General features: G+C 69.4%; 18 protein-coding genes and 2 pseudogenes. 4 read left to right on the plus strand and 16 right to left on the minus strand.

Features of this window, described 5'->3' with window-relative positions:
- Both NX1_RS32990 and lepA read right to left on the minus strand, forming a co-directional pair.
- Positions 1–1160 (minus strand): annotated as a pseudogene (locus NX1_RS32990) (hypothetical protein); the annotation flags it as partial.
- A 228-nt stretch (positions 1161–1388) separates the two neighbouring features.
- On the minus strand, positions 1389–3239 hold the full coding sequence (gene lepA, locus NX1_RS32995) for a translation elongation factor 4 (RefSeq protein ID WP_068068448.1): 1851 nt from the start codon (positions 3237–3239) through the stop codon (positions 1389–1391).
- 111 nt (positions 3240–3350) lie between these two features.
- On the opposite strand from lepA, the gene NX1_RS33000 reads away from it, so the two are divergent.
- Positions 3351–3902: a type II toxin-antitoxin system PemK/MazF family toxin gene (locus tag NX1_RS33000; RefSeq protein WP_068068454.1), complete on the plus strand. Its 552-nt coding sequence runs from the start codon at positions 3351–3353 to the stop codon at positions 3900–3902.
- A gap of 54 nt (positions 3903–3956) precedes the next feature.
- Here NX1_RS33000 and NX1_RS33005 read toward each other — a convergent pair whose 3' ends face one another.
- On the minus strand, positions 3957–4745 hold the full coding sequence (locus tag NX1_RS33005) for an aquaporin (RefSeq protein WP_068068457.1): 789 nt from the start codon (positions 4743–4745) through the stop codon (positions 3957–3959).
- 250 nt (positions 4746–4995) lie between these two features.
- On the opposite strand from NX1_RS33005, the gene rpsT reads away from it, so the two are divergent.
- Both rpsT and NX1_RS38275 read left to right on the plus strand, forming a co-directional pair.
- Positions 4996–5259: a 30S ribosomal protein S20 gene (rpsT, locus tag NX1_RS33010; protein ID WP_068068460.1), complete on the plus strand. Its 264-nt coding sequence runs from the start codon at positions 4996–4998 to the stop codon at positions 5257–5259.
- A 160-nt stretch (positions 5260–5419) separates the two neighbouring features.
- A complete protein-coding gene (locus tag NX1_RS38275) occupies positions 5420–5668 on the plus strand; it encodes a hypothetical protein (RefSeq protein WP_245668855.1) in 249 nt (82 codons plus the stop codon).
- Between the two features lie 80 nt (positions 5669–5748).
- On the opposite strand, the pseudogene NX1_RS33020 reads toward NX1_RS38275, so the two are convergent.
- Positions 5749–6555 (minus strand): annotated as a pseudogene (locus NX1_RS33020) (helix-turn-helix domain-containing protein); the annotation flags it as partial.
- Between the two features lie 122 nt (positions 6556–6677).
- On the opposite strand from NX1_RS33020, the gene NX1_RS33025 reads away from it, so the two are divergent.
- Positions 6678–7748 carry an aldo/keto reductase gene (locus NX1_RS33025; RefSeq protein WP_068068465.1) on the plus strand — a complete coding sequence of 357 codons (1071 nt, stop codon included), beginning with the start codon at positions 6678–6680 and terminating at the stop codon, positions 7746–7748.
- 84 nt (positions 7749–7832) lie between these two features.
- Here the strand turns inward: NX1_RS33025 and NX1_RS33030 are convergent, their stop codons facing one another.
- From NX1_RS33030 to NX1_RS37110, 12 genes are all read right to left on the minus strand, one after another.
- On the minus strand, positions 7833–9398 hold the full coding sequence (locus NX1_RS33030; RefSeq protein WP_084501943.1) for an LCP family protein: 1566 nt from the start codon (positions 9396–9398) through the stop codon (positions 7833–7835).
- A gap of 65 nt (positions 9399–9463) precedes the next feature.
- Complete coding sequence (gene holA / locus NX1_RS33035; RefSeq protein ID WP_068068470.1) at positions 9464–10435, minus strand: DNA polymerase III subunit delta; 972 nt, start codon at positions 10433–10435, stop codon at positions 9464–9466.
- Between the two features lie 663 nt (positions 10436–11098).
- Positions 11099–14458: a ComEC/Rec2 family competence protein gene (locus NX1_RS33040; RefSeq protein WP_218024219.1), complete on the minus strand. Its 3360-nt coding sequence runs from the start codon at positions 14456–14458 to the stop codon at positions 11099–11101.
- The gene (locus tag NX1_RS33045; protein WP_245668857.1) at positions 14455–15270 is read right to left on the minus strand and encodes a ComEA family DNA-binding protein; all 816 of its coding nucleotides are present in this window, start codon (positions 15268–15270) and stop codon (positions 14455–14457) included. Before NX1_RS33045 ends, NX1_RS33040 begins: the two co-directional genes overlap by 4 nt.
- Positions 15271–16091: 821 nt before the next feature.
- On the minus strand, positions 16092–16577 hold the full coding sequence (locus NX1_RS33050; protein WP_068068475.1) for a GNAT family N-acetyltransferase: 486 nt from the start codon (positions 16575–16577) through the stop codon (positions 16092–16094).
- Positions 16578–16641: 64 nt separating this feature from the next.
- Positions 16642–17484: a DegV family protein gene (locus NX1_RS33055; protein ID WP_068068478.1), complete on the minus strand. Its 843-nt coding sequence runs from the start codon at positions 17482–17484 to the stop codon at positions 16642–16644.
- Complete coding sequence (gene octT, locus NX1_RS33060; RefSeq protein ID WP_245668858.1) at positions 17485–18324, minus strand: diglucosylglycerate octanoyltransferase; 840 nt, start codon at positions 18322–18324, stop codon at positions 17485–17487.
- Between the two features lie 1150 nt (positions 18325–19474).
- A complete protein-coding gene (locus tag NX1_RS33065; protein ID WP_068068481.1) occupies positions 19475–20134 on the minus strand; it encodes a histidine phosphatase family protein in 660 nt (219 codons plus the stop codon).
- The gene (gene rsfS / locus NX1_RS33070; RefSeq protein ID WP_068068484.1) at positions 20131–20535 is read right to left on the minus strand and encodes a ribosome silencing factor; all 405 of its coding nucleotides are present in this window, start codon (positions 20533–20535) and stop codon (positions 20131–20133) included. The genes NX1_RS33065 and rsfS overlap by 4 nt, the downstream gene beginning before the upstream one ends.
- A complete protein-coding gene (gene nadD, locus NX1_RS33075; protein WP_068068487.1) occupies positions 20532–21182 on the minus strand; it encodes a nicotinate-nucleotide adenylyltransferase in 651 nt (216 codons plus the stop codon). Before nadD ends, rsfS begins: the two co-directional genes overlap by 4 nt.
- A 147-nt stretch (positions 21183–21329) precedes the next feature.
- Positions 21330–21761, minus strand: a complete 432-nt coding sequence (locus NX1_RS33080) for a hypothetical protein (protein ID WP_218024220.1) — start codon at positions 21759–21761, stop codon at positions 21330–21332.
- A gap of 12 nt (positions 21762–21773) precedes the next feature.
- A partial coding sequence (locus tag NX1_RS37110) for a hypothetical protein (RefSeq protein WP_169812325.1) occupies positions 21774–23176 on the minus strand: 1403 nt, incomplete at its 5' end.

Here is a 23176-nt window from a genome sequence, read left to right on the forward strand (position 1 = left end):
GGCTGCGGCGCGGCGGCCGCGGGCGCCACATGCGGGGCGGGGGCGCTCGCGGCGGACGTCGAGAGGCCGCTCGCGGTACCCGTGCCGCCCACGTTCTGGCCGTGCGGCTCTGCGGCGCCGCGTGCGGAGCCGTTCTCCGGCCGCGAGCCCTCGAGCCAGTCCGAGAAGTCGTCGAGCTGGTCACCGATGTTGGTGCCCGCGGCCGTCTTCACGGTCAGGCCCGCGGACGTTTCGACCCGCAGATCGGTGGTCAGGTACGCGCCGTCGGGCCCGATGCCGAAATCGACGTCCAGGTGAGTCCAGACCTCGGCGCTCGCGTCGACGCCGAGGTACACGCCGAAGTCGCCCGGCGTCCCGACTCCGTCGAACATGTCGCCGGCGCGCAGCGAATTGTCAAGGGGCTGCAGGCTTTCGGCGGCCGACTCGCCGTCGCCCGCCATTGTGCCCGCGGGCACCTTCGGCGCGAACGGATTGGAGCCAGGCGCGAGGAAGCCCTCGTTGCCGGGCAGACCGAAACCGTGTCCGGCCTGGCCGAGCCCATGGCCGGGCAGGCCGAAACCGTGTTGCTGCTCCTCCCACCATCCGTACGGGGAACCGGCGCCCGGCGCGGGCGCGGCGGGCGCCGGCTGGGTCTGCTCCCACGGCCCGTCGTCCGGCGTCGGCGTGAAACCGGGAGTCTGCGCGAAGCCAGGCGTCTGGGCGAAGCCGGGCGTGGAGGCGCCTTGACTGTCCCACCAGTCGTAGGGCGACTCGCCCTCGGTCTCGCCGGGCCGGTTGGCGGTCCAGTACTCCGACGGCGCGGGCGCGGGTTCGAGGTGGAACTCGGGCACGGGCTGCGGCGCGGCGACAGTGTGCGTCGGCCCCGCGCTGTGCGTCGGCGCGAGCGGCAGCGAATCGGGCTCGGGATCCGGGAAGGTGACCACCGGGCTCGGCACGTCGGGATCCGGATCGGTGTTGTGCGCCCAGCCCGCGTTCCAGCTGTCCAGTCGCTGGCCGCCGGGAGCCGGGACGCCGCCGCCATTGGAGGCGATCAGCGCGCCACCGGTCACATACGCTCCGGCCCTCGCGACCCGGGCGACACCGGTCGCCACACGGTACGCGGTATCGCCCGCGGGCTCGTCGAGCTCGGTGTCGTCGTCGAAAGGCAGGTCACGCGTCATGCAAGCTCCACATCTCGGGAATCCGAAGATCCTCATCTCGCCGGGAAGACCGAGTGAAGATCATCTAACGATATCCGGAAAACCCAGCTGTCACATTCTCCATGACACCGGAGAGCATGACGGTAACAAAGCACAACAACCTTGCCATCCTGCTAACCGGAACGGAAGCCCCCGTTTCGCGGGCTATTTCGGACTAAGACGCCTCGATCGGACGCGAGGAACGAGGCGCTACTTCTTCTCCTTCGGCTTGTCGGCCTGCGCGTCGGAGGACAGCGCGGCGACGAAGGCTTCCTGCGGCACGTCCACGCGACCGATGGTCTTCATGCGCTTCTTGCCCTCCTTCTGCTTCTCGAGCAGCTTGCGCTTACGGCTGATGTCACCGCCGTAGCACTTGGCGAGCACGTCCTTGCGGATGGCGCGAATGTTCTCGCGGGCAATGATCTTCGACCCGATCGCGGCCTGGATGGGCACCTCGAACTGCTGGCGCGGGATCAGCTCGCGCAGCTTGGTGGTCATCTTGTGGCCGTAGGCCTGGGCCGCGTCCTTGTGCACGATCGCCGAGAACGCGTCGACCGCCTCGCCCTGCAACAGGATGTCCACCTTGACCAGCTGCGATTCCTGCTCGCCCGACTCTTCGTAGTCCAGCGAGGCGTAACCGCGGGTGCGCGACTTCAGCGAGTCGAAGAAGTCGAAGATGATCTCGGCCATCGGCAGGGTGTAGCGCAGCTCGACGCGAGTCTCGGACAGATAGTCCATGCCGCCGAGCTCGCCGCGCCGGGACTGGCACAGCTCCATGATCGAGCCGATGAACTCGCTGGGCGAGATGATCGTGCACTTCACGATGGGCTCGAATACCGTGCGCACCTTGCCTTCCGGCCAGTACGAGGGGTTCGTCACGATGTGCTCCGCGCCGTCCTCCATCTCCACCCGGTACACCACGTTGGGCGCGGTGGAGATGAGGTCGAGGTCGAATTCGCGCTGGAGCCGCTCCCTGGTGATCTCCATGTGCAGCAGACCGAGGAAGCCGCAGCGGAAGCCGAAGCCGAGCGCCACCGAGGTCTCCGGCGTGTAGCTGAGCGCGGCGTCGTTGAGTTGGAGCTTCTCCAGCGCGTCGCGCAGGTCCGGGTAGTCCGAGCCGTCCACCGGATAGAGGCCGGAGTAGACCATGGGCCGCGGTTCGCGGTAACCGGTGAGCGGTTCGGTCGCGCCGTTGCGCGCGGCGGTGACGGTGTCGCCGACCTTCGACTGGCGGACGTCCTTCACACCGGTGATCAGATAGCCCACCTCGCCGACGCCGAGCCCGTCGGTCGGCTTCGGCTCCGGCGAGACGATGCCGATCTCCAGCAGCTCGTGGGTCGCGCCGGTGGACATCATCTTGATCTTCTCGCGCGGGGTGAGCTTGCCGTCCACCACGCGCACGTAGGTGACCACGCCGCGGTAGGTGTCGTAGACCGAGTCGAAGATCATCGCGCGGGCGGGCGCGTCGGCGTCGCCGACCGGCGGCGGCACCTGCTTGATCACCTCGTTCAGCAGCTCGGGCACACCGACGCCGGTCTTGCCCGACACGCGCAGCACGTCCGAGGGCTCGCAGCCGACGATGTGCGCCAGCTCGGCGGCGTAGCGGTCCGGGTCGGCGGCGGGCAGGTCGATCTTGTTGAGCACCGGGATGATGGTGAGGTCTTTGTCGAGTGCCAGATACAGATTGGCCAGGGTCTGCGCCTCGATGCCCTGGGCGGCGTCCACCAGCAGGATCGCGCCCTCACACGCCTCCAGCGCACGGGAGACCTCGTAGGTGAAGTCGACGTGGCCGGGGGTGTCGATGAGGTGCATCACATAGTCGGTGCCGTCCACCTGCCACGGCAACCGGACGTTCTGCGCCTTGATCGTGATGCCGCGCTCGCGCTCGATGTCCATCCGGTCGAGGTACTGGGCGCGCATCGCCCGCTCCTCGACCACACCGGTGAGCTGCAGCATCCGGTCGGCCAGCGTCGACTTGCCGTGGTCGATGTGCGCGATGATGCAGAAGTTCCGGATCCGGGATGGATCGGTGAACGTCTTGTCGGCGAAGCTGGCGGGCACTCCACTCCTCAGCTGGGTATCGGCAAACTGCCCTCTATCGTCCCACGAGCAGGGACGGGGGCCGTCCACTGGTCCGATGAGAAGTCGTCACCGCACCGTTATCCTCCAGTGATGGCCCGAAGTTGGAACTCTCTCGGCAAGCAGTTGAGCCTGATCGCGAAGGAGCAGGGTCCCAAGATCGTCCGGCAGCGGGGACCTCGGCTGGTGGAGCGGCTGGTCGGCTCGCTCGCGCAGCGTCGCAACGGCAGCGTGTCCGTGCGTCCCGCCGCGTCGACGCCGGTCCCCACGGCGCAGCGAGCCAGGCAGATCGTCTACTGCCCGCATCTGGACGGACGCGCGGATCCCGGCGAGATCGTCTGGACCTGGGTGCCGTACGAGGAGGATCCGAGCAACGGCAAGGACCGCCCGGTGCTCGTCGTCGGCCGCGATCGCCGCACGCTGCTCGGGCTGATGCTCTCGTCGAATCCCGAACGGGCGCACGACCGCAACTGGCTCGGCATCGGCAGCGGCAGCTGGGACCACGACGGCAGGCCGAGCTGGGTGCGCCTGGACCGGGTGCTCGACGTTCCCGAGGCGGGCATCCGCCGGGAGGGCGCGATTCTGGCCCGCAAGACCTTCGACCTGGTCGCCCACCGGCTGGTCGCCGAGTACCACTGGAGCTGAACGCGACGGCCCGGTTCCGGCGACACCGGAACCGGGCCGTCGCGCGAACCGCTCTCAGCTGACCATTTCCCGGCTCCGGCCGTACAGCAGGCCGTAGACCAGCGCGCCGAGCACGCCGCCGATCAGCGGGAAGACCACGAACGCCCACACCTGCCCGGCCGCGCCCTCCTGATAGAACGCGACGCCGAGGCTGCGCGCGGGGTTCACCGAGGTGTTGTCCACGGGGATGGAGATGAGGTGGATCGCCGCGAGCGTGACGCCGATGGACAGACCGGCCAGTGGCACATCGGAGATCTGGTCGGTGGAGGCGAGCACCACGAAGACCAGCAGCGCCGTCAACATCACCTCGATGATGATCATCGCGGCCATGCCGTAACCGTTCTGAATGACGACCTCGCCGAGCGGCCCGGTCTTGGCCGACGGGCTGTGCTTGCCCCAGCCGTTGGCGCCGAGGCCGTCGACCCTGCGGTCGTAGGACGGCAGGTTCTTCGCGATCGCGAACAGCACGAGCCCGGCCAGGAACGCGCCGATCAACTGCGCGATCGCATAACCCCCCGCGCTGATCGGAGTCAGCCTGCCCATGATGAGCTGCCCGAGCGTGACCGCCGGGTTGACGTGGCAGCCCGAGATCGGCCCGATCGCGTACATCAGGAACATCAGCGTGAGGCCGAAGGCGAGCGCTATCCCGAGCGCACCGACCCGCTCACCCGCCAGCACCGCGGTGCCGACACCACCCATCACCAGCACGAACGTGCCGAGCGCCTCGGCCGCCCATTTCTTCAAGTCGGGAATCGGCTTGTCCTCGGCCAGTTCCTCGACAACTTCCTGCGCCGTGGGAGACATACAGACACACCTTCCGCCATCTCGAACCCGGTAGACGAGGTATTGCTGCCAAACGAGACGATTCAAGATCAAACGGTGCTGCATTGGGGACGCTACGCCGCCGCCGTCTCGGACGCGGCGATTTCGTGTGCCGCGCGGCGGCTGGTACCCTCGATCTTCGGCGTTGCGATACCCGTTCACCTCGGGCGTGTCGCACGCGCAAGACTTCTCAGTACATACCACTCAGCGACAGGAACACGAGGAAACAGGCGTGGCCAACATCAAGTCCCAGATGAAGCGGATCCGTACCAACGAGGAGGCGCGCAAGCGCAACCAGTCGGTCAAGTCCGCGCTGCGCACCGCGATCCGCAACTTCCGGGAAGCCGCTGCCGCCGGCGACAAGGAGCAGGCCGGCGAGCGTCTGCAGTTCGCCAGCCGCAAGCTGGACAAGGCCGCCTCGAAGGGCGTCATCCACGCCAACCAGGCCGCCAACAAGAAGTCGGCGCTCGCGCTGGCTTACAACAAGCTCGGCTGATTCGCCGGTCTCGGTCTCCGGGATCCATTCTTCTGACGCCAGCCGCCGCGGCCTCGACGACCACGGCGGCTTTTGTCGTGTCCGACTCGAATCCGAGCCTCGTCGACGAGTTCACCGGACCGTAGCCGAGATGTCGGTGCCGCGGGCTACGATTCCGCGCATGGTAACCGTGTACGCGAATCAGACCGTGGTCAGAGGCGAGGACCTGCCGGAGGTCATCCGCGCCGCCGAGGTGCTCGGGCTCGGCCTGAAGATCGAGAACGTCATGGTCCCCGACGACGATGGTGGCTACTCGCTGGAGTGGATCGTGACGCGGGAAGACGAAGTGCCCGTGTACGACGAATGGGAAGGCCGGTTCGAGGAATCGGACGAGGACGACGACGAGCTGCTGCTCAGCTCGGCGGACTGAGCGTTCAGCTCGATGGATCGAGCGTTCGGCTCCACCGACGCGGCCGCACGGCGCGCGATTCCGGCCGACAGGCGGTTCAGCGCCGCCTGTGAGCCGGGGTCCGCGGCTCGATAGATGATGATCCGCTGGTCGGGATCCTGCACGGGCATCAGCACCTCGTAGGTCACGACCAGCGGACCGACCTCCGAATGACACAGCGGCTTGTTCCCGCGACCCTGCACCTTCACGTCGTGCCGGTCCCAGGCGCGCGCGAACTCCTCGCTGCACGCCTTGAACTCACCGATGAGATCGGCGAGCCGCTGATCGTCCGGATGCGCCGCCCAGGCCGCGCGCAGGTCCGCGACGCCCTCGCGGATGACGCGCTCGCGCTCGACGTAGAAGTCGCGCAGCGCCGGATCGAGCAGGCACAACCACATGGAGTTGCGCCGCTGTGCCGGTAGCGTGTCGAAATCCGTGATCAGACTCGCCATTTCAGCATTCCAGGCGAGGATGTCGTACCGGTGGTTGACCAGCATCGCGGGCAGCGGGGACAGCTGCTCGACCAGCATGGCCAGTGCGGGCGCGGGCGCGGTGGCCGGCGCGCCGCCGCCGGGCATCCGCTGCCTGGCCAGGTCGAACAGGTAGGCGCGTTCGTCGGCGCTCAAGCGCAGCGCCCGGGACAACGCCTCGAGCACGTCGGCCGACGGGCGCAAACCGCGCCCCTGTTCCAACCGGACGACATAGTCGGTGCTGACCCCGGCCAGTTCCGCCACCTCCTCGCGCCGCAGCCCCGGCGTGCGGCGCGCCTGCCGACGGGCGGGCAGGCCGACGTCGTCGGGATGCAGCCGCGCGCGGCGGGCACGCAGGAAAGCCGCCAATTCCTGAGTCGCGTTCACGGTGCCGGTCATCGTCCTCGATCCTACGGCCAGGGTAGGACTGGCCTTCCCAGGAAGTTCCTTCCCTTACGGACGTATTCGCCCCGCTCCAGACTGTGTTTCGACGACAACGAAGCATCACGACAGGAGTGGACATGTCCGGATCACGGACCCTCGACACCTACCGCCTGCTCGGCCGCTCGGGCCTGCGGGTGTCCCCGCTCTCGCTCGGCACCATGACCTTCGGCGCCGACTGGGGCTGGGGCGCGGACCGGGACGAGGCGCGCAAGATCTTCGACACCTACGTCGACCGCGGCGGCAACTTCATCGACACCGCGAGCCAGTACACCGACGGCACCTCCGAACAGCTGCTCGGCGAGTTCACCGCGGACAACCGCGAGAGCCTGGTGCTCGCCACGAAATACACCATGCTGCGCAGGCCCGGCGATCCCAATTCCGGCGGCAACCACCGAAAGAGCATGTTCGCCTCGGTGGAGGCCAGCCTGCGGCGGCTGAACACCGACTACATCGACCTGCTCTACCTGCACGCCTGGGATTTCCTGACCCCGGTGGAAGAGATCCTGCGCGGCATGGACGACCTGGTCCGCTCCGGCAAGGTCCTCTACGTCGGTATTTCCGACGCGCCCGCCTGGCAGGTCTCCCGCATGCAGACCATCGCCGACCTGCGCGGCTGGTCGCCGTTGATCGCGTTGCAGATCGAGTACAGCCTCCTCGAGCGCACCGCGGAGCGCGATCTCGTCCCGATGGCACGCGAGCTCGGCCTCGGCGTGATCCCGTGGTCGCCGCTCGGCAGCGGGGTGCTCACCGGAAAGTACGGGCGCGCGGATCTCGCGCAGCGGATCGAGGCGTCCGCCGCGGGCACCCGCAAGAACGTGGCCGCCGCCAACGGCTCGCTCACCGAACGCGGCCTCGCCATCGCCGACGTCGTGCGGGAGGTCGCGGCGCAGCTCGGCAAGACGCCGTCCCAGGTCGCCATCGCGTGGACACTGCGCAACCCCGGCGTCACCTCGCCGATCATCGGCGCCCGCACGGCCGCGCAACTGGAGGACAACCTCGGCGCGCTCGACGTCGAATTCGACGCGGACCAACTCGACCGGCTGGAAAACGCCACCGCGATCGATCTCGGCTTCCCGCACGAATTCCTGTCCCGCCCGATGACCAGAAGCGTCACCTTCGGCGACCTGAAAATCGAACAGCGCCCCTAGCCGATCGCCGGTCCTCGCATTCCTTTCACACGCCTCGCAGCACCTACAGCCCCTGCGAGGCGTGGAAACGGTCTGTGAGGACCTTCAGTTCACGCAGGGGGTTTGGCCGCCGGAAATGGTGGTGTCCAGGGGTTTGCCGACGTCGGGCGTTGGCAGGGGGGTCGGCGCGTAGGTGGTGGCCGATGCGCCGGCTAGGGCCGTGGGCATGGTGAAGTCCGAACCGATGACGACCTTGATGCGGCCGGTGGGCACTGTCGCGGAACGAATGACCGACAGGCCGCCGAGGGTCTGGGCCAGGCGGGCGGCGTCGGCGTCGTTGCCAGGGCCGTAGTACACGGCCGAGGTGGCGCCTTCCGAGGATGTCGCGTAGCCGACCGTGCCGGTCTGGTAGCCGCGCGCGGCGAGGGCCGCGGAAACCCTTGCGGCGTAACCGTCTTCACCGTCGGCGTTGAGTACGTCGACGGTGCTCGACAGCGGCGCCGTCCGCGTCGGCGGTGTGGTCGGCGCGGTCACGCCGAACGCGGCGCCCACCTCGCGGCGGATGGCGGCCGGGTCGACGATGTTCACGTCCTGGCCGTCGATCACGTCGTAGCGCAGCACGGGCAGGGTACGGAACTCCACGGTGGGGCTGTCCGCGGAACCGACGGTGCGCAGGAAGTCGGTGACGTTCCAGCCGTCGGAGAGCACGATATTGCGGTGCGCGACGTCCATCAGCGCGGAGAGCTTGCCGACGTCGGTGAACGTGCCCGCGTTGCGCAGCTCTTTGGCAACCGAGGTGAGGAAGGCCTGCTGGCGGTGGGTGCGGTCCAGGTCGCCGTTCTCCAGTCCGTGGCGCTGGCGGACGAAGGCCAGTGCCTGGGCCGGATCGAGGCGCTGGCGACCGGCCGGGAAATCGGCGCCGGAGTAGTCGAGATCGCGCACCGGCTTGCGCAGGCACACCTCGACGCCGTTGAGCGCCTTGGCCAGATCGTAGAAACCGGCGAGGGTGATCTCGGCGAACCGGTCGATCGGGACGCCCGTCAGATTGCGCACCGCCTGCACGATGGAGGCGCGGCCCGCCTCCCGCCCCGCGCGCTCCAGCTTGGTGCGGTCGGTCTCGCCCCGCGCCTCCAGTTGTTCCTGCACCAACGCCTTCTTCAGGCCGTAGGCCTCCTTGATCTTCATGTGGGTGTAGCCCGGGATGCCGGAGACGGCGACGTAGTCGTCGCGCGGGATGGAGACCGCGGTGATCTTCTTCATGTCGGCGGGGATGTGCACCAGGATCAGCGTGTTGGCGTTGTAACCGCCCTGGTCGCTGTCGCCCGCGTGCAGCTGATCGAGGATCTCCTGGGGAAGGTCCTTGCCGTTCTGGTCTTTTCGGGTATCGAGGCCGATCAACAGGATGTTCATCGCGCCGCCCAGTGATCGCGGCGCGTCGTCGTCGAGCGCGCGGGAACGGCCGAAGCCGTCGTCGAAGCCGTTCTCGGTGGCCCAGCCCACCCCGGCGCCGACCAGTACGAGCGCAGACAAGCCGCCCGCCACCACCTTCGCCACCGTGCGGCCGAAGCCTGGCCGGAGTGCTGGCAGCCGATACACGCCGCGAGACGCCCGACGCCGCCAGTCGCGGTCGGAAGCATCGGTGCGGAGAGCCCGCGCTCGTCGCTCGTTCATCCCAATCCAGTTTGACACGAATTAGGGGTAACCGAGCGTTTGCCACTACCGGTAGTCTTTGGCGTTCATCCCGCGCCGTACAGGTCGAGAATGCTCGTCAGAGCATGCTCCAGGGCGTAACTGGAGTCCGCCGCGCCGCCCTTCACGTCGGCGTTCAAGGTCGCGACCACTTGCATGGCGGTGCCGATCGTGGCCGGGGTCCAGCCGCGCGCCTGGGCCTGAGCCTTCTTGACCTTCCACGGCGGCATTCCCAGCTGCTGGGCCAGTTTGAACGGGTCGCCGCGACCCGCCGAACCAACCCTGGCGATGGTGTGCACCGAATCGGCGAGCGCGTCGGCCAGCAGCACATGTGGGACGCCGCGATCGTTGGCCCACCGCAGCGCCTCCATCGCGCCGGGCCGGTCGCCGGCGACTGCTAGCTCCGCCACGTCGAACCCGGACACCTCCGCCTTCCCGGAGTAGTACTGCCGCACCGCGGCGACATCGATCTTGCCGCCCGTATCGGCCGCCAATTGCGAACAGGCTGCGGCCAATTCACGCAGATCCGAACCGACCGCCTCCAGCACCACCTGCACGACCTCCGCCGCCACGCGCACTCCCGCGGCCCGGAATTCGCCGCGCACGAACTCCGTCCGCTCGGCCGCCTTGGTCAGCTTCGCGCAGTTGTGCACCTCCGCTCCGGCCTTCTGTAGCGCGGGCGCGAGCGCCTTGGCCCGTCCGCCGCCGGAATGCAGCACCACCAGCACCACGCCGTCGGGCGGATCCCCCGCGGCCTCGGTGATCACCGCGACGGCTTCCTTCCCCGCCTCGGCCGCCGACTCCAGGACGATCACTCGATCCTCCGCGAACAGCGACGGACTCAACAGCTCCGCCAACTCCGCGGTACTCGCGTCCCCCGCCCGCAGACGGTCCACCGGCACCGCGTCCCCATCCGGCGCCCCCGCCCTGACCTGCGCGGTGATTCCCGCCACCGCACGCTCGATCAACAGCTCTTCCTCGCCGAGGACCAGATGCACCGCCGCAGACCGTTCGCTCACCCGCCCGATCCTACGGTTACCCGCCGACAGGGTTGCTCGCCCGCACCGCCGCCCCGGGTGATCGTGGGCGGACGACATGTGGGTCGACATCTGCGCAGTCGGAGTCGCGCGCACGACGATTGCTCCTGGATTGCGTCACCTCCAGCCGACCGTATCGACCCGGACGTCGGTCGAACACGTGCGAGTCGACCGGGTGCAGGCAAACCCCGCCCAGGCCGAAGGGACGCAGACCATCCGGAGCAAGTCGACCGACAAGCCCAACCGACGCAGGCCAACCCGTCCAAGCCACCCGGGCGCAAGCCCCGACCCCAGAGCCGACCTGGCGCGACCAACCACGCTTGGGCCGACCGGGGATGGACCATGTGCGCGCCGACCCGCACGACCCAATCAGGCGCACGTCTGCCCGGCGCGACCCACCCGCACGAGCCAAGGAGGCGCGGGTCGACCGGCACGCCGCTCGTGGTGTCGCTGCTCGCTCCCGCGGACGCTTATGCCGCGACCTTGGTCGTCTTGGTGAACAACGAGATGTCGGCGCCATGTCCGCGTCGACGATCCGTGACGATCGCCAAGTCGTCCATTGGTCCGCCTTCACCGCGGCCCCGGACATGCCCTCATCGCTTGGCCTACTCCTTTCGGATTCCGAGACCGATCGACCTCGGCCTCTCACGTGTTCGGCCCGGATCGCGTGGTGACGACGCGCAGGTCGGACGGACCTCCGGCGATCAGTACATCCCCGTGCTGATCGGTACGAGCGATCATGGTGCCGAGGCTGTGCAACTCGGTGAGGATCTTGGGGTGCGGGTGGCCGAAAGTGTTGTCCGCGCCTGAGCTGATGACGGCCAGTCGAGGGCGCACTGCGGCGAGGAATTCGCTTGTCGTGGTGCGTGATCCGTGGTGTGGGACTTTCAAGATGTCGGCCCGCAGGCTCGCCGGGTCGCGGAGCAAGCGCGACTGGGCCGCGGACTCGATGTCACCGGTGAGCAGGATTCGACCAGCCGGGGTGGCGGCGGCGATGACGAGGGAGCGGTCGTTCGGTTCGTCGGCGAGGTGCGGACCGCCCGGACCAGGTGCGGCAGGCGCGAGCACGGTCAATTCCACTGCGCCGAACCGAAGTACATGCCCTACCGCGAGTTCGATCAGCGGAATTCCGTTGCGTGCTGCTATCCCCGCCACCTGAGCCGCGCCAGTGAGCGGCGCGCGCTCATCGGTGGCGCGTCGCCGCGCAGGCGAGACAATCTCACTGATCGGACGCCCCAAAGACATTGCGTCGCCGCCTCCGACCGGGGCAGTCGAACCCCCCGCCCGTATCGCTTCGCCAGCTCCACCCGACGCAGCACAACGCCCCGAAAGCATCGGTCCGTCGCGTTCGCCCGACGCAGCACAAGGACCCGACGGCACTGCTCCAACGGCTCCTCCTCGTGTGACAACTCCGGTCGCAGGGACTCCCGCTGTCCTTGATGTCGAGTACGCGGCATTTGCGGTCGACTTCGGACGGACCATCCCCGGGACACACTCACCTGTCGACCCGACTTCGCCGGTACCGGTGCAACCTATCTCGGACGGGACGGCGGAAAGTTCCGTAGGCACTGCTTCGCCGACTCCACCCAGCGCAGCATGAGGCCCCGAACGCATCACTTCGTCGACTCCGCCCAGCGCAGCACGGAGCCCCGAAGGCATCACTTCGCCGAGTTCTCCCGGGACGGCGGGAAGCCTCGAAGGCATCGCTTCGCCAAGTTGTTCTGGCGCAGTGGAATCGCTGAGAGACGTTGCGTCGGCGAGTTCCCCTGGAGCGGTGGCGATGGCGGCGACTGCGCGGCCGTGGAGTGCGCCGGTCAGGCCGCCGATGTGGTCGGCGTGGGGGTGGGTAAGGGCGAGGAGGGCGATGTGGCGGATGCGGAGGCGGTCCAGGCAGGCGCGCATGGTGCGCGGATCGGGGCCGACGTCGATGACGACGGCGGTTCCGGGGCCCGTGGCGAGTGCCAGGCCGTCGCCTTGGCCGATATCGCATGCCGCGAGAACCCAATCGGACGGCGGCCAGCCGGGATGCCAGAGCCGGGCGGGCAGCAGGACGGCGGCCACGGCCAGCACCACGACGGTCGCCAGCCGGCGCACCGGGGCGGAACGCAGCGCGCACACCGCCACGATGACGAGGGCGGCAGCGGTCAGGCCGCCGGTCGAACCCGCGGGCACGGTGATCGTCGCGCCGGGAAGCGCGGCGGTGCGTTCGGCGACTTCGAGCAACCACCACAACGGCGGGCCTGCGCAGCGCAGGACCGGCTCCGCGAGCGGTGACCACACCGATGCGCAGGCGGCGCCGAGTGCGCCGACAACAGTGATCGGCGCGATCACCGGTGCGACGAGCACGTTCGCCAGAATGGCGACGACGCTGACCCGCCCGGTCAGGGCGACCATGATCGGCACGGTGACCGTGAAGGCCGCGGCGGACACCGCGACCACCTCGGCGGGCAGCCGCCACCAGCCGCGGGCCCGCAGCCAATCGGCCCAGCCGGGCGCGAGCAGGATCAGCCCCGCGGTCGCCAGCACCGACAGCGCGAATCCGGCGTTCACCGCGAGCTCCGGCCACACCAGCAACAAGCCGATCACCGCCGCGCACAACGCGGGCAGCGCCTGTTTACGGCGACCGGTGACCAGCGCGAGCAGCGTGACCGCACCCATCGCGGCGGCCCGCAGGACGCTCGGGTCCGGCCGGGCGACCACCACGAACATGAGCAGCGCCGCCGCGGCGGCCGTCGCGGCCACCCGGGGACCCACCGAGAGCGAGCGCACGACGAACAACACGACCGACAGCAGGATCGTGAAGTTCGCGCCGCTCACAACGCAAAGATGTTGCAAGCCCGCGGTTTCGAAGTCCTTGCGGACGGGTTCTGGCAGGCCCGAAGTGTCACCCAGCACCAACGCCGGGAGCAGTCCCGCGGCATCCGAGGACAACGCGGCGGTCGCCGCAGCCGAGAAGTCCCCGCGCACCGACGCGGCTGCCCGCTGCCACCACGGCGGTGCCGCAACGGGTTTCGGCGGCCCCATGGCGTGCAGCGCGGCGACAGTCAGATCATGGTGCTTGGGCGGCTGCGGTTGCGCCCGGAATTCGATCGGCTGCCCGGGTAGCAGCTCACCCCACTCCGGGCCAGACGCGAGGATCACCACCCGGCCGCCGGACCGCACCGCCGCATCGGCGCCGCGATACTCGCGAAGCGCGGCCCGGACGATCCACCGCGGTTCGCCGCCGAAACCGCTGGACCGCATCGGTTTCGGGTCGTCGGTAGGAGTAGCGACAACCCGCGTCGAAAGCCCGTACGCCTCACGCATCGGATGGGTCGCAACACGATGCTCCCGCCACGCCGCCGCCATCGCGAAACCCGCCCCGAGCAGCACGGCGGCCAGCAACGTCCACGCCACTGCCCGCCGCCCCTCGGAAACATCCCCGTTCCCTCGTGCCGCCGACACGACTGGCGCCGTTGCGGAAACGACCCCCGCGGCCCGCCGCACGAAAGGCTTTGTGCACCTAGCCGACACCGATCCGAGCGCCACCGCCGCGACGACCCCCACAGCCACCACCCCGGACCCGACTCCAACGACGACGGCTACTCCGCCCCCGATTACCACCGCAGCCACAAGCGCGCACGCCATTGCCCGCCGCACGAGACGCTGCGTGCGCACGGCCGATATCGATCCGCAAGCCATCGCCACCGCCAATGCCATGACCACGGCAACGCCAGCACCGGGGCCAGTGCCCGAAAGCCCCACCGCCATGGCGACACCCGCGCCGAGAAGTAGAGCCAAGGCCGCGACCGGCCGCTGCGGCAGCCGCTCCCGCTGCACCATCGCCGCCAATCCGGCTGCGGTCCCCAGCAACCCGAGTGCCACCGCGATCCCGACCGGCCAACCGCAGATCAGCACGGCAATCGTCACCCCCCAGCAGCACAGGGCGGCGGGGAGCAGCCGTGCGTCCACGACCTGCATGGCCTCGACCGGCTCCGGTTCCCGCACAACGAGGGGCGACGTCATATCGTCACCAGGTCACGCAGCCGGGCCAGCCGGGCGGGGCCGATGCCGTCCACTTCACCGAGTTGATCGAGGGCGGTGAAGCGGCCGTTCGCCGTGCGCCACGCGACGATCGCGCCCGCGGTGACCGGACCGACGCCGGGCAAGGCATCCAACTCCGCCTCGGTGGCCCTGTTGATATCCACCTTGCCGGACGGCCCCGAGCTGGGGCGGGAGGTCGCACTCGGACCGGTCGCGGTGATCGTGGTGCTGCCCACTTGGGTCGGCCCGAGCTCCTGAATAGCGGGTCCGACCAGGATCTGATCGCCATCCTGCACGCGCTGGGCGAGGTTGATGCCGGTCAGATCGGCCCCGTCGCGGGCGCCGCCCGCCGCCGCGAGCGCATCCGCCACCCGAGCGCCCTCGGGCAGGCGCACTAGTCCGCCGCGGTGAACCAGTCCGACGACACTGACGACCAGCTCGGCGGACGCCGCTGCGGGCACCGCCCCCGTCGTGGCTGGAACCGGCTGTGCCGGAACAGGCTTCGGATACGACCCGAGCGGAGTCGCGCTGGTACGCACCGCGGGCAACGGCGGCACCGCGTGCGCAACCGGGCGCTCACGGAAGACCACCACCGTCGCCACGATCAGGGCTGCCAGCCCGACCATCGCCAACGTCAGCACACCCCGACGGCCTGGATCGATCCGCGCACCGTGAAAGCGCTCGGGAACGAAGCGCTCCCACCAGCCCGAACCGCGCGGTGGTTCGTCCAGCCAACGCGGCGCACTGACCTGACCGACGATCGTTTCGTCCTCCCCGGCCTCGCGGGAATCCACGCCCTGGCCTGACTCCGCGGAACGATCGTCGGGCGCCGCCGACTGCAACGTCGACCGCGCGCGGAAGCGCCCGGGTGCCGCACCTCGACTTTCCGTACGAGCCGGTGCGCCCTCAGCTCGCGATGTCACTTCGCCGGGTCGAGGATGATCAGCCGCCATCGATTCCCCGAACCCGTCCGCTTCCATCGGCGGCAGCCGCTCCAAATGCCAACGCCCCGAACTCTTCTCAGACCAACCTCGAACCCGCCGCTCCTCCTCCAGATGTGACTGAACAAGAGGAGCATCCCCGCCTATCGACAACCGCTCGCTGGCAGCGGAGCCCACAGGAGAACCCCCGTCCGACACACGCTGCCAGCCGCCTACGACGGCGGACGGTGACACCCTGCCGTGCACCGAACCGGCGCTCGACATCGGAACGCCGACAGCCTCATCCTCGCCGATCGACGACCGCGCGCTGCCGTAGCTCACCGGCGCGTCCCCGTCTGACGCACCGCGCGAGTCCGACCCTGCGACGGCGGACGGACCGACACTCGACAGCCGACCACCGGCATCCGTCGACCGGGCGCGACCGCCGGAGGGCCCGGCCGGGGCCCCAGCGTCCCGGCTCGCGCCCACCCGGACAGTCAGCGCGCCGAGCCGCCGTCGAATCCGCTCGCGTTCGTCATGTCGTCGCATGCCCAGGACGGTAGGCAGTCGACCGCACCGAACAGCCTGCGCGACGAGGCATTTCAGTAGACCTGTTGATAACCGCGGCCCTGTGGACAACCCGGCGCGCGAAACCCATCGCGGCGATCAGCGACGTCGCCGCAGGCGGGTGGGAATCACTTCAATTGCTTGGCAAAGCAATTCGACAGTGGAAGAACCTCGTAGGGCGGGAAGATCGGGATGCGGTGGTACCCACTGCGGACGTAGAATCGCACGGCTTCCGGCTGGAGGTGGCCGGTCTGCAGGATCAGCCGGGGCTGACCCTCGGCGCGGGCGGCGTCTTCGGCGGCCAGCAGCAGTGCGTCGGCGACGCCCGAACCGCGGTGGGCGGGGCGGACGAACATCCGCTTCAGCTCGAGTTCGCCCGCGTTCCAACGCATCGCGGCGTGACCGGCGGCGCCGCCCGAGTAGGCGACGAAGGTGCGATACACGGTGGACTCGTCGACCGTGTTCGGATTGCCGCGCACGGTGCGGGCCAGGTCGGCGTACCGTGGGCCGACCTCGGCGGCCATCTCCTCGCGCAGGGTCACCGCGTCGGGATGCGCCCAATCGACCGTGACCACGGTCAGCGGCGGACGTGTCGGCGGCGTCGAACTCGTCATCGTCCCGACGCTATCCGGCGCCGCGCGCGACCGAACCGGTTGCGCTCATCGTGATTGCTCGACCTCACGCGCAGCCACCCGGCACCACCAGCACGCCGACCGCGCCCAGACCCAGGTGCACGCCGAGCACCGGCCCGAACTCCGCGACGATGAGTTCGCGGATCCCCGGAATCAGTTCGCGCAGTTGCTTGGCCACGGTGTCGGCCGCCTCGGGCGCCTCCAGGTGCTGCACCGCCACCGCCGCGCCGTCATCTCCGGCGGCATCCACCGCGGCGGCCACGAGCTTGGCGAACGCCTTGGACCGCGTGCGGGCCTTCTCGCGCAATTCGAGACGGCCATCCACGATCTGGAGCAGCGGCTTGGTGACCAGCTCGCTGCCGAAAAACGCCGCAGCACTGCTCAGCCGACCGCCCCTGCGCAGCTGCTCGGTCCGGTTGACCAGGAAGAAAGTGCGGGCCCGGCTGGCGGTCGCGACAGCGGTGTCGTAGACGATGTCCAGTGGCGCACCGGCCTGCGCCCGCCGCGCGGCCGCAAGGGTCGGGAGCCCGGTGGCCAGACCCGCGCCGAGCGAATCGACGAGCCGCACCCGGTCGGCGGCGTCCATATCGCGCACCGCCTGCCTGCCCGCTTCCCAGGTGCCGGACAGTTGACGCGAAAGATGCACCGCGACAACGCCGTCGCCCCCGCTGCGCGCCAGCGCCCGCTCGTAGACCTCGCGCAGCTCGCCCGGCGAGGCCGCCGAGGTGGTCACGGTGTCGGCGGCGTAGTCGATGTCGACCGGTTCCACGCCCTCGCGGATGGCGTGGTCGCCGACCAGGACGTGCAGCGGTACGACGGCGATATCCAGCTCGGCGACGTGTTCGGCAGGGAGGCTTGCGGACGAATCGGTGACGACCACGACGGCCAACTACCGAACCTCCTGCAAGGTCTTGACCATCGCGTTGGCGACCGCGGTGTGCCCGGCCCAACCCCAGTGAATGCCATCCGGATTGGCGTCGCCGGAGAAGATGTTCTCCCGCACCGCTTCACCGAGATCCACCAGCGGTACCTTGCTGCGCTGCGACCATGCCTGCAATGCTCTCACCGCGCGCGGCCGCCCGGAGTGCACCCGACCGTACGCCTCGCAGTTGTGCACCGACGGCAACACCGCGACGAACGGCAGATCAGGGCGCAGCTGTCCCAGCGCCTCGCGGGACTGCTCCAGGTAGTCGACGCTCACCTTCGGCGGCAGCGCCACAGGACGGCCCAGCTTCGACAGCTTCGGCTGGAGCCAGTTGTAGGTCGAACGGACGATCCTGCGCAGGCCCGGCGGACGCACATAGCGGATCAGTTCGCGCAGCGCGGTCGGCAGCGGCGACGGCAGGGTATCCATGCCGCCGACGGCGAAGACCACCGCGCCCGCCTTCGGCACGGCGGCCCACACCCGAGGATCGCCGATCAGCGCCCAGTACGCGTCGCGGCAGGTCCAGCCGATCCGGCCGACCAGTTCCACATCCCAATCGAGTTCGGCGCCCACGAGATTCGGCCAGATCCGCGGATCGTCGGCGGGCAGACCGCCCTTCGGACCGAAGTAGGCGAGCGAGTCGGCGACCACCAAGAGGACCGGACGCTGGGCCGGGGCCTCCTCGGGCGCGGGCACCACCTCGCCGACGGTCGCCCGAGCGCCCGTGTGCTCGGCGACAAGCTCTTCGCTCGAATTCTCGGCGAGAACCTCGGGCGCGGACGAAAGCGGTGCTGCGGAAGGCATCAGCGCCGAAACGGAGGCAGACGCAACCACCGAATCCGACGCCGAAGCGGAGCCGGCCGATGCGGCCGTCACCCCGGGAACCGACGCAGGGTCCACCTGCTCGGATTCACCAGCCGCTACGGAGGCCGCACCGTCGCCACCCGCTGGTGTGGAGAGCGATGGATCAACGTCTCCGGCAGTCTTTTCCGCCGAAGGTTCGATCGATTCGGGCGTGGCACCGTTCGAGCCGTCCTCGGTCCCATCGAACCGTGACTCACCGGCGACAGCCTCGCCCCCGCGCACGGCTCCGGCTCCGGCTCCGGCTCCGGCTCCGGCTCCGGCTCCGGAATCACTATCCGGAACCGACGCTTCGATTACGTCACCCGCATCTGCGGGGCTCGCCGAATCGACACCGTCGCCCGACGAGGCCACATCTTGTCCATCGGCGCCACTGATTTGGGAGGCCGTCTCGATCTCCGCCTGCCCGTGCGAGGCCGAATCTTCGGACTCCGCGTCGACCGCCCGGCCCGCCAGCGCGCTATCCGTGGAACTGCTGCTTCCGGCGGCACCCGGCTCGCCATCAGCCGCCGCAACACCATCAGCCACCGCGCCACCGTCGGCCGCCGAAGCACGGTCGACCGCCGAAGCACCATCGGCCACCACAACACCATCGGCCCCGGGAGCACCATCAGTCACCACAGCACCATCGGCCACCAAAGCGGCATCAACCGCCCCATCGGCATCGGCTGCGGCCCTCACATCGCCGTCGACGCGCACCACAGCCCCATCGGCTATGACACTCGCGTCACCATCCGCACGCACCCCACCGGCATCCGACTCGTCCGCGACCTCACGACCCGACGCACCAGACCAGTCACCGACGCCCCCACCGGACGCGGAACCCGCACCCGGCTCCCCCGCCGAATCGACGTCCCGCTTCGGCGGCGGTCCGCCGAACAGCGCGTCCGGCAGATGTCGTTCCGGCTTGGCCGTCACCTGCTTGAACAATTCGTCCGGCACCGTCCGGAGCGGTTCTTCGCCCTTCGCGGCCTTCTTCCCCGACGGCGCGGGTTCGGCGACGGGGCCGCCGAACAACGCATCGGGAAGCTGGCGTTCCGGCCGGGCGGTCACCTGCTGGAACAGTTCGTCCGGCACCGATCTGATCGGCTCTTCAGAGGACATCGGGAGCTACCTTTGCCGCTGCGTTCCACACATCGAGGCGCCACCCGGGCTGTTCGATGCCTGGACCGTGGCTGCTCAGTTGCACCCAGCTGGTATTGGCCAGTCCACCGAGGATCGGCCAGTTCTGTGGCGGCAGGTCGAGCAGCGCGGCCGTCAGGGCGGCGATCAGCCCGCCGTGCGCCACCAGGATGATAGTCCGGCCGGGCCAATCCTGTCGCTCGCTGAAAAGTTCCTGCACGACTGGAAGAGCGCGGGCGCCGACTTCGAGTTTGCTTTCGCCGTTGGGCGGCCGATACGTCGCGTCCAGTCGCCAGGCGACGCGCGCGCCGGGATAGTCGGCGTCCACCTCGAGGTGGGTCAGCCCCTCCCAGTCACCGAGGTGGGTCTCCCGCAGGCGCGGGTCGCGTACGACGGGCACGGTGGTGTGGTCCCCCAGCGCGAGCGCGGTGTCGTAGGCGCGCTTCAGATCGGAGGAGACGATCGCGATGGCGTTGCGTGAGACCAGCTCGCGCGCCGCCTCTTTGGCTTGTCTGCGGCCGAGATCGGTAAGATCGGTATCGATCTGGCCCTGCATCCGATCCGAGGCATTCCATTCGGTCTGTCCGTGCCGCAACAGAATCAGGGTGCGCACACCGGCATACTTGCTCACTCGGCGCCGTTCTCCTCGTCGCCCTCCGCGGCGCGCGGATCTCCGATGCCCGACACCGGAACCACCGGGCAGTCCTTCCACAGCCGTTCCAGCGCATAGAAATTGCGCTCGTCGTTGTGCTGGATGTGCACGACGACGTCGACGTAGTCCAGCAGCGCCCAGCGGCCCTCGCGGGTGCCCTCCCTGCGGACCGGCTTGTGACCGGCCTGCCGCAGCCGTTCCTCAACGTTGTCGACGATCGCGTTCACCTGGCGCTCGTTCGGCGCGGACGCGATCACGAAGCAGTCGGTGATCACCAGTTGTTCGGAAACGTCGAGGACGACCACGTCGGAAGCCAGCTTCTCGTCTGCCGCCCGCGCGGCGACCTGCGCCATCTCGACCGACTCGACAGATGCGCTCATGCCTGCCTGCTACCTTCCGCTGGTTCGGGCACGTAGAGGTGCCGCTTCGATATGTACTGCACCACGCCGTCGGGGACGAGGTACCACACCGGCCGATTCTCGGCGGCGCGTCGCCTGCACTCGCTGGACGAGATGGCCAGGGCCGGGATCTCGATCATGGTCACCGCATCGGCCGGAAGATCACGCAGATGTTCCTGGAGATGATCGGCGTTCAGCTCGTAGCCCGGTCGGCTCACCCCGACGAACTTCGCCAGTTCGAACAGTTCCGCCCAATCCTGCCACGACAGGATGTTGGCCAGTGCGTCCGCTCCCGTGATGAAGTACAGCTCGGCGTCCGGATACTGCGCGTGCATCTCGCGCAGGGTGTCCACGGTGTAGGTGACCTTGCCCCGGTCGATGTCGGCCCTGCTGACCGAGAACCGCGGGTTGGACGCCGTCGCGATGACGGTCATCAGGTACCTGTCCTCGGCCGGACTGACCTTCTTGTGTGCTTTCTGCCACGGCTGTCCGGTGGGGACGAAGATCACCTCGTCCAGGTCGAAGCGGTTGGCGACTTCGCTGGCGGCGACCAGATGACCGTGGTGGATCGGATCGAAGGTGCCGCCCATCACCCCCAGCTTGCGTCCGGTCCGGCCATTCTCGTGCATGAGTGCCGAGCTTAACGCTCCGCCGGGAACCGCCGCCCGGACGCCCGGCCCTGGGACGAACGTCTGGTTCGGCGGAGCCAGGCTCCCGGAGCGGCAGACCGCCGCCGACCGAGTCGGTCGCCTCAGGTTTCGATATCGCGGGGCGGATCAGGCCCCGTCCGTCGATCCGAAGCGGCGCACGAATTCGCTCGCCAGTCCCCCGCCCGCCGCGGCGACCAGCGCGCCGACGGCCGGATGGACGATCAGCCCGGCCACCGCGCCCGCGAGCTCGGGCAGTCGCCGCGCGAACCAGTTGCGGACGTACTCCATGGTGGACAGGTCCGGCTCGGACGCGGTCACCGCCTCCTCCAGCTCGTCGACGCGCTCGGCCGCCTGCTCGCGCAGCGGGCCTTCGGCGGGCAGCTGCGCGCGCAGCCGCTCGAACTCGGCGCGCAAGGCGGTGAGATCGGCGCCGGCGTTCTGGGTGGCGTCACCGCCCGCCTCCACCCGGCTGACGGTGTTGTGGTGCCCGACGGCGATCTGCCCCGAGACGTCGCCGCCGACGTTCAGGTGGTGGCCGGCTCCAGATGCTTCGGTCACGGTGCTGTCCTCTCAGTTGGTGGGTATGGGCGGGACGGGGAGCGAGCTGGACGACGGCGGAAGTGACACCGTCGGCGGTGGCGGGAGAGTCACCGTCGGCGACGGTGGGATCGTCACCGTCGGCGACGGCGGGACGGTGGTCGTCGAGCCGGTCGGCGAAGTGCTCCCGGTCGGATCGAGCACCGCCGTGCCGCGCAGTTCGAACGTGATGGCCGAACCGCCCGAATCGGACGGGATGACCAGCTTGGCGGCGTAGTCACCGGGTTCGGTGGGGCGGAAGGTGAAGTCGTACACGCACTCCCCGTCCTGGCCGGGCGGACAGGGGTTGGGCATCGCCTGGAACACCTTGTCACCGGAGAGCGCGGCGGCTCCCTCGTTGTCGCAGGACAACCAGTGAAAACTTCCCGACCGCGTCACCGGCGCACCGCCCACCACCGCCTCGAAGGTGACCAGATACGTCGCCGGACTGCAGTTGGTGGCGCCCGGCCCCGGATCCGTCCGCTTCGTCGCGGGCGGCGAGGGCGGGACTTGCGCCGGACTGCTCGTGTCCTCGGTAGTGGTGGCCGGAAGCAATGTGGTCGTCGCGGCGGGCAGCACCGTCGTGACCGGCCCCTGACCGACCGCGGGCGGAGCGTCGCCGGAGGTGAGGCGGATCCCGGTGACCGTCGCGGCCGCCAGCGCCACGACCACGGCGCCGGTCGCCAGAGGATGACCGAGCGCGACCGAACGCAGCGCGCTCTGCAGCGTCTGCGATCCGGCTTGCCGCGCCGCGACGATCGTGGCGCCCGCCCCGACACCGACGGTCATCCCAACCGCCAGTCCGAGCGCCTGCTCGCGTACCCGGATCTCCCTGGTGAAGTACGCGAGATCGGCGGCGTGGCCGACCTGGGTCGCCGCCTGCAGGCCGACCGCGAGCACCTCCTTCCAGCATCCCCAGCGCAGGGACCTGCCGAGGACCGGCGCGACGGCCCTGGCGAGTTCGCGCACCGAATCGTGTCGTCCGCGGACCATGCCCGCCCGCAAAACCAGGACGACCACGACGTCGAGCTCGGCTATCTCGGCGGCCGTGGCTCTTTGGACGGCCCAATCGCGCAGCGGGGCAACGAAATCAGCGGGGTCGGGCAGTGGGCCTTGCCAGTCGGCGGTGAGCGCGGTCGGGCTGCCGGTCAGGCGATAACCCGCCGCGGTCGGCTCCGCGAGGTGGATACGTTCCAGCGCCGCCAGTGCGCTCGCCGCGTCCGGCCTGCGCAGCAGAACGCCGAGCAGCGCGGGCCGCACCGGCGCACCGGCCAGCGCGCACAGCACGCCGAGCGCGTCGCGCACGTGCCCCGCGAGTCCGGCGATCATGGCGCGTTGCAGCAGACCTGGGTCGGCGAAGAGTTCCCCCTCGCCCGAGTGCGCGACCCACGCGGCGG

It is taken from the genome of Nocardia xishanensis NBRC 101358 (assembly GCF_001613365.1).
Taxonomy (GTDB): Bacteria; Actinomycetota; Actinomycetes; order Mycobacteriales; family Mycobacteriaceae; genus Nocardia; species Nocardia xishanensis.

Excerpts from the sequence above, each read along its gene's own strand:
- NX1_RS33000 (WP_068068454.1), top strand. The coding sequence starts at position 3,351 with ATGGCCCGAAGTTGGAACTCTCTCGGCAAGCAGTTGAGCCTGATCGCG.
- NX1_RS33005 (WP_068068457.1), bottom strand. The coding sequence starts at position 4,745 with ATGTCTCCCACGGCGCAGGAAGTTGTCGAGGAACTGGCCGAGGACAAG.
- NX1_RS38275 (WP_245668855.1), top strand. The coding sequence starts at position 5,420 with ATGGTAACCGTGTACGCGAATCAGACCGTGGTCAGAGGCGAGGACCTG.
- NX1_RS33025 (WP_068068465.1), top strand. The coding sequence starts at position 6,678 with ATGTCCGGATCACGGACCCTCGACACCTACCGCCTGCTCGGCCGCTCG.
- NX1_RS33030 (WP_084501943.1), bottom strand. The coding sequence starts at position 9,398 with ATGAACGAGCGACGAGCGCGGGCTCTCCGCACCGATGCTTCCGACCGC.
- NX1_RS33040 (WP_218024219.1), bottom strand. The coding sequence starts at position 14,458 with ATGACGTCGCCCCTCGTTGTGCGGGAACCGGAGCCGGTCGAGGCCATG.
- NX1_RS33050 (WP_068068475.1), bottom strand. The coding sequence starts at position 16,577 with ATGACGAGTTCGACGCCGCCGACACGTCCGCCGCTGACCGTGGTCACG.
- octT (WP_245668858.1), bottom strand. The coding sequence starts at position 18,324 with ATGCCTTCCGCAGCACCGCTTTCGTCCGCGCCCGAGGTTCTCGCCGAG.
- rsfS (WP_068068484.1), bottom strand. The coding sequence starts at position 20,535 with ATGAGCGCATCTGTCGAGTCGGTCGAGATGGCGCAGGTCGCCGCGCGG.
- nadD (WP_068068487.1), bottom strand. The coding sequence starts at position 21,182 with ATGCACGAGAATGGCCGGACCGGACGCAAGCTGGGGGTGATGGGCGGC.